Source organism: Prevotella rectalis (genome assembly GCF_900607215.1).
In the GTDB taxonomy this organism is placed as follows: Bacteria; Bacteroidota; Bacteroidia; order Bacteroidales; family Bacteroidaceae; genus Prevotella; species Prevotella brunnea.
In genome coordinates this window covers 1,540-8,829 of sequence record NZ_LR027822.1, presented here as the reverse complement: position 1 = coordinate 8,829, position 7,290 = coordinate 1,540, and the positions used below count along the sequence as shown (strand labels likewise).

Here is a 7,290-nt window from a genome sequence, read left to right as displayed (position 1 = left end):
TGGACACGCCTTCTGAAAGCGTCATCTGCGATGCGAAGGTATGCCTTGCCATGTGATAGGTCAGCGTTTTCTGAATACCGCAAAGCCGTGCTATCTTTTTGAGGTGTATGTTCAACGTGTCACAGCCTGGTATGGGCAGCAGATACCCTTTTGGGGGTTCGTGGCGGAACGCCCTCGTATGAATGCCCCTGTACCGCTCAATGATGGCGGATGCTTCGGGTAATAGTGGAATGTGGCATACATTGCCCGTCTTCACTCTCGGCTTGCGTATCCAATCCATATCAGACTCGTGGATGATATGCTCTGCCGTGAGGTGGTACACATCCGTGTAGGAAAGCCCTGTATAGCACGAAAAGAGAAACATATCCCTCGACACCTGCTCGTAGCCTTGCAGTTCGTTATCGGATAATGCCGCAATCTTGTTTACTTCCTCCCTTGTAATGTATCGGGGTGTTCCAACGTTCCAGCGGATGGAATGACCGATAAAAGGATAGGTGTCTATGATGTGTCGTTTGTGCAGGTCTTTGAGCAGGGATGCCAGCATAGTAAGATAACCAGCCGAAGTGTTGAGTTTAAACCCTTTTTCTTTGGCAAAATACTCTTCCAAGTCCTTGATAAGGGCTGTATCGGCTTTTTGCACGGGGATATCGTCCACATGGTAGCGGCATCTCAGAAATTCAGACAGATGCTTGCGGAAGAGCAGCAGACATTTCAGTCTTCTTTCGCTGCGATCTATGCCAACTCGTTCACGGAAGCGGTCGATATACTCGTCCGCATGATGAAGCAGCCCCTGCGACTCGCTGTTTAACCCGAATACAAGTTCCCTTATCTTCCCTGCCGTGACAGTGTTGTTCAACTTGCCCGAAAGCGATTCATAAATTTGATGGACACTTACTTGCAGTCGGTCAAGTTCCCTGTTCACTGATACGGCTTCGGAACTCTTACCCACAAGTCGCTGTTTACGACTATCCCAAATTTTTGGCGTACAGGCGCATTTGCAACTGAACTGAACCATTGAGCGACCGATACTGATGCGTCCCATGATGGGACTTTTTCCGTTTTTGTCCTGCGTACCTCTTTTGAGGTAGAAGAGCAGCTTGATTTTTTCTTTTTCCATTGTTTTTTTGCTTACAAAATTATACTTCCCAGAGGAACTTTGAGCGATGCAAAACATTGATAATAAAAGAGAAAACACCGTTTTAGTTACCACTTTTAGCTGTTCTTTTCCTTTCATCGTTTCTCGAACGATTTGGTAACTGAACTCTTGCTTTTTCACTCCATTTTTCGCCTATTTACCTTGATGCAACCCAATGAGAAAGCAGGCAATATATCTTGTGTTTCAATCAGATACGCATTTTTCTCCTTTTCTTGCTTCCAACTCCTATACTTCCGCATAGAATGAAGCCAGCTCCGGCACCTTGATGAAGGTGCGGAACCGCTCTTTCTGGATAATCTCATTGGTGATGGAGAACTCATAGTCGGTCGATTTCTTGGCAAAAACCGCTGCCCAAGCATCAAAGCTGTTGATTCCCTGCTTCTCCAAAGCCTGCGGGCGCAGATACTTGAACAGAAGATACAGTTCCGTCAGACTATTGGAAATGGTCGTTCCTGAAAGGAAAGTGGCTCCCAAATCCTTGCCGGACCGTTCTTGTATGGTACGAATAGCAAAGAGCATGTTTAAGGCACGCTGTGAGCCATCAGGATTGCCCAAGCCCGATACACGGTCATGGCGTGTATTGAACATCAGGTTCTTGAATTGGTGTGATTCATCTACAAAGAGGTGGTCGATACCCATCATCTTGAAGTCCACGGCATCGTCTTTTCTTTCGGCGATGCTGTCCTGTATGTTCTGCAACTTGACTTCAAGGGTCTGCTTGCGCTTTTCCAAGCCTTTGAGCATACCACGGGAAATCTCCGCTCCTTGCATACGCAGGACTTCAAGGTTTTCCTCCACAGAGTCCTTCTCCTTCTGCAGGATAGCCTCCTGTATCTCCAAAGCTTGCGGTATCATGCCGAACTGTTCGTGCGTGAGGATGATGCAGTCCCAGTCGTTGTTCTTGATGTCGTTGAAAATACGCTGGCGGTTCTGCTTATTGAAATCGTTCTTGCCTGGATAGAGTACCTTAGCATTGGGATAAGCTTTCCTAAAGGTGTCGGCAATATCGAATACGTTTGCCTTCAGCCCAATAATCATCGGTTTGTTTGCCAGTCCCAATCGCTTCATTTCATAGGCTGCCGTACACATGATAAGCGTCTTACCCGCTCCCACCTCGTGGTCGCAGATGCCGCCACCATTGGTTTTGAGCATCCACACGGCATCCTTCTGACTCTTGTAGAGGTCGGCAATGCCCAGCCGTTTGAGGTCGAGGTCGGGGAAAGTCTGGTGCGTACCGTCAAAGTTTGGTCGCACAAAACAGTTGAAAAGTCGGTTGTACCTGTCGGAGAGCTGCTGTTTGAAGGTATCGGGTGTGCGTCCGAGCCAATCAACAAAGCCCTGCCTGATTTCCTCAATCTTGGCATTTGCCATCTGGATGGCATGTCCATCTCTTACTTTAATGGTCTTGGTCTCTCCCGTAACCTTATCTGTCACCTCCTTACTCTTGTTAATGTCGGGAATGGTGTTGTGCAGGGCGTGCTTTAGGAGATTGATGCCGTCATAGCGGCGGAACTCTCCCTGTACGGCATACTTGTGCCAGATATTGGCATTCTTTTGGTCGCAGACAATGCTGTACTCGTCCATGTTGGAATGGTAGGATACGCCAATATCCGTGCCGAAAAACTCCGAAGCGAACCTACCATAGACCTTGGCAGGTATCCAGCGTTCACCGAGATTGAAGTCAAGGTCTGCAAAAGGAATGGGTGTTGGCGTGGCTGCACGCAGCGCAGCAAGGCTCTGCTTTGTTTCTTCGTGGTCGGGATGGTCCAAGAGCCACGACTCAATGCGCTCCGCCTTTTCTATTACATTGCCCGAAATGAACTTGTCCGCAACCTCATAAGCATTCTCTTCGGGATTATAATAGATGCGACCTTCCAAGGAAGAAATGATGTCGCTTTCCTCCATATCAGGTAAAAGGGAACTCATGTAATCAAGTTCCACCGTGCCGTACTTGTTGAGCGATGCACCCAGTGCCTCCATCGGGTCTGTGGCAACGGTCAGCTCTGTGGTAGAAAAAGCTGTTGGATGGTCAAAGATGTCCGCCTTGACGTACCTGCCGTTCTCGGAGCGTTCCAAGAAGAGCATTTCCACACCTGTAGCATCCATCTTGATGATGTCGGTGTTCGCTTTCTGGTTAAAGTAGCCCCAGCGTGCAACATAGTCATCATACAAGTGATTGAGTCTGCTGCGATCCTCCTTGTCTTCTGCATGGTTCTCCGCCTCGTAGTCATAGAGACGATGATAGCACTCCCGTATCTCGATATAGCTTTTTAGTCGGGAAAGCTGGGCATACGGCAAGTCCATCGGATTAAAGGTTGGATGTCGCTTTAAGTCAGAAAGAAAGCCGACCTGCCCTTTCTGCACGACAATGGAGCCGTCTCTCAGGTGAGAGTCCGGCGAAGAGAGAAAAGGGCGCGGGGAAGCATCAAACTCTTTTTTCACCTCCGCTATCGGCTGTGGCTTACGCTCTTCGGCTTCATTCATAAAATCAAAGAGAGACGGTTCACTATATGACTGAGAGGAAGTTTTCTTGCTGCTTCTGCCCTTGGTTCTGTGCTGCGTTGCAGTTGTTGGCTGTTTCTCCTTATTCTCGTTTCTTCCTTTATTTCCCGTCAGCCTTTGTTCTTCGGAAGCCTGTATCTGTGGTTTAGGGACTTCCTTAATCTCGCCGTTCACGCGCTTTACTTCCTGCGTCCAGAGATTGTATTCCTCCGGAGCGAACAGTGAAGGCTGCTCCGTTTCCTGTCGCTCGTCCAAGCCGTCCATCACTGGGTGGTGGTCATCATCGAAATAGACAGTCTGCCCGTTCATCTCCCGTGGGGCTTCCACATCGGTGCGGATTTCTTTCACTTCCTGCTCATATTGGCGGTGAAGGTTAAGCACAGGTACTCCCTCTGGGGCTGATTCTTCAATAGTAGAGTCTGCCTCTTGTATCTGTACTGTCTGCTCACCGCCCGTTTTATCAACTTGCTCACTGATTTTTTCAACTTGAACTTCCTCTTTGGGTTCTTCCGTGGAAAGGTTATCTTCCATTGTCGAAGTCTGAACTTCGGGTGCAGCCTTTTCCTTGATTTCCTCTGTCACCACTTCTTCTTTGGTATATTGTCCCCTGACGATTTCTTCCAGTTCGGCTATCTCGTGCAATTTCTTAGGAGAGAAGTACAGGTCGCGCTCGATGCCCAGCCCATGAATCTTCACTTCCTCCATCTCGTCAAGCGACATATTGCCCAACTCCCAGCCGTAGCCCATCGTGACAGCACCGAAACCTATACGGCTCTTAGGGTCGTACTCCAAAAGATAAGCCGTGTAAGCTCCCATCGGGAAGAAATAACGTGCGTAGGCGACTTTATCACCAATAAGTTCCTTTTCCGTACTGTAAAGTTTAGGTAGTTGCTTCCTGATACTGTCGGGCATCAAATTATAGGCATTCTCCGCCTCCTTGTGCATTTTGGGATCCTCTTTGGGTAAATTTACCATTATACCTAACTTTCTCAGTTGTTTTTCGGCTTCTTTCTGCCGTTCCTCCTCCGTCATAGGTATGCCTGTTTCATAGAGTTTGCGGTCAAAGCGTTGCTCAACTTCCAAGGAGAGCTGTGTCCTGATACTCTCCGCCATATCGTCAATGCTGCCATCGAAGCGATACTCCCATGCAGGCTTGCCGTATGGGTCTCTGCCCATTATTCGTTCCGTGGCAATGGTGCGGTGGGCAATGTCTTTCCAATCTCCTGCAAAAAGTGAGTTGTGCTTGAAGACGACAGAAGAGCCTTCTTCTTTGGGAACGGAAAGAGTTTCTACAAACTGCTGTTCAATCCCCTCGCTGATTTCTTTACCTGTCTGCTTCTGCAAGACGATGAGGTCACTGCCCACGTCCGTTCCCGCATTGTCTGAAAACATACCCGATGGCAGGCGTAAAGCAGAGATTAGTCGGCTGTTCTGCATCAGATAACGGCGGATGGCTTCATTGCGGGGACTGTCCAATACACCTTGCGAGGTAATAAACGCAAGAAGTCCGCCTTCCTTGATGCAGTCCAATCCCTTTACAAAGAAGTAATTGTGGATGGCTCGTGTGGATTCCCTCTTAAGAACATCCTTGCCCTTGCTGTACTCACGGTCATAGACCATGAAATCCCCGAAAGGAATGTTACTTGTAATAAGGTCGTATTTGTCCTTATCTTCCAACTCTCCAATGGATTCAAAGGGGGCTTGGTGGACAATGATATTACCTTGCCCATAAGGATGAATGGATTGTGAGATACGGGCAGTGAGCAAATCTTTTTCCATTGCATCGACCATACCAGCCCTTTTAGCAAATATCTCGGCAAAAGCTCCCATACCTGCTGAAGGGTCTAAGCATTGTCTTATCTCCACATCGGTAATGGTGAGTGCTTCCGCAATCGCAGAAACGATACGGGTATCTGTATAGAAAGACGTGAGTACGCTTGCCTTGATGCTCTCCCAGTACCGCTTGGCGGTATTGGCATCGACGGCATCACGGTAAATCATCTGTTTGAGCCTTTGGGTAGGCTCGAAAAGTTGTTGCTCCGATTGGCTCCAATAGCGGAGGTCATCGGGACTGTCACATCGATTCAGCACGCATTTCAAGCCACCGAATCCCTGATAGTTGCGCAATATGTTTTTCTCGGCTTCGGTGGCTTCGCGGCGTTCTTTTTCCAAGCGAAGCACAACACGGATGGCTTCTGTGTTGGCTTCAAGGACGTTTTTCTTATTGTATGCCATAGTGTTCCTTTTTTAATTAAGGAGGAGGAAAAAGTCGGAAGATATAAAGTATATTACCTCCCGACCTCTTCTGTTCCTCTCTGTTTCTGTCAGGATTATCTCCCTCGTTGTTTTCCTTTCCTGTTTTCAAATTCAAAAGAAGTGGTGTAATCCTCATTAAGGACAAGTCGGGCGTTGAACTTTTTGCCTGCCTTACTGATCAATCCTTTGAGAATGGGTGTACGTCCTGTGGTTAGCAAATCCCGGATGTAGTCCTCGGTGAGAAGCGTGCCACAGACCTCACGGAAGACATGAAAGTCACAGCCCTCATGTCTGCATTTGGCAACCTTGGCATAGATACCCACGCTCTCAGTGCCACACTTGGGGCAGCGATAGGTGGGATAAGACTTCTGTTTGGGGGCAAGAGAAAGCAGTTCCTCACAAATGGTGCCAACGTAGGAGTTGATGCCTTGTGCAAACTTTTCGGGCGGCATCTGTCCTGCTTCGATGGCAGCAAGTGTCAGTTCCCAGCTTCCTGTCATCTCCGCATTGGCGATTCGCTTGTCCTTGACAATCTCATAGACAGCCAAGCCTTTCTCGGTCGGTATAATTGCTTTCTTGTCCCTTCGGATATAGTCACGGAGAATAAGTGTCTCGATGATGTTGGCACGGGTGGCAGGTGTTCCGATGCCACACTCTGCCATTGCTTTCTTACTTTCTGCATCTTCGACCTCTTTTCCTGCGTTCTCCATCGCAGAAAGCAGTGTCGCTTCTGTGTAGAGAGGTTTAGGTTTGGTCTTATGCTCGGTGATGTCAGTAGAAACAAGTGGTAAAACCTCTCCCTCCGTCAAATCAGGCAATGAAGGTAAAACCTGTTCATTGTCGTTTTCCTTTTTCTCTACATCAGTAACCTGCTCTTTCTGCACGGCTTTCCAGCCCAAGGAGATTTGTCGGCACGCCTTCCAAGTAAAGGAGTTGGCGCCGTCCGTGAACTGCACCAGCATACGCTCTTCCTCTGAATCGGGAAGAAAGGCTTCAATGAAGCGATTAACCACCATTTGATAGATAGTTGTTTCATCTGCCGATATTCCTGAAGGTGTTTCTCCTGTAGGAATAATGGCGTGGTGGTCAGTAATCTTTGCCTTGTTCACCGAATGGCGGTTTAATGGTGTTTCTATCATTTCTCCTATTTTGCGCAGTAGGGCGGGTACTTCCTCGAAAACATCCTCACTGATGTATCGGCTGCCTGTGCGGGGATAGTTCATAGAATAATGACAATGAAAGAAGAAAGGGCAAACACGAACGGAAACACTTGAACAATAACAACTTATGCACTTTTCTGCATTTTGTGATATGGCAAGATTGAGCGAAAAACGGCAATAGTTCCGTTACCAACTCGTAACCCATAGGGCACAAAG

The 7,290-nt window shown here is 48.0% G+C and carries 2 protein-coding genes and 1 pseudogene; all 3 read right to left on the bottom strand.

Annotation, left to right across the window (positions count from 1 at the left end):
* Positions 1-1,117, bottom strand: a 1,117-nt coding sequence (locus tag E0E16_RS08365; RefSeq protein ID WP_130830617.1) for a site-specific integrase, incomplete at its 3' end; no start/stop codon positions are given.
* A 264-nt stretch (positions 1,118-1,381) separates the two neighbouring features.
* Complete coding sequence (locus tag E0E16_RS08360; RefSeq protein ID WP_130829966.1) at positions 1,382-5,893, bottom strand: helicase-like domain-containing protein; 4,512 nt, start codon at positions 5,891-5,893, stop codon at positions 1,382-1,384.
* Positions 5,894-5,988: 95 nt separating this feature from the next.
* Positions 5,989-7,131, bottom strand: a pseudogene (locus E0E16_RS08355) (type IA DNA topoisomerase); the annotation flags it as partial.
* Positions 7,132-7,290: the final 159 nt, after the last annotated feature.

Excerpts from the sequence above, each read along its gene's own strand:
- E0E16_RS08360 (WP_130829966.1), bottom strand. The coding sequence starts at position 5,893 with ATGGCATACAATAAGAAAAACGTCCTTGAAGCCAACACAGAAGCCATC.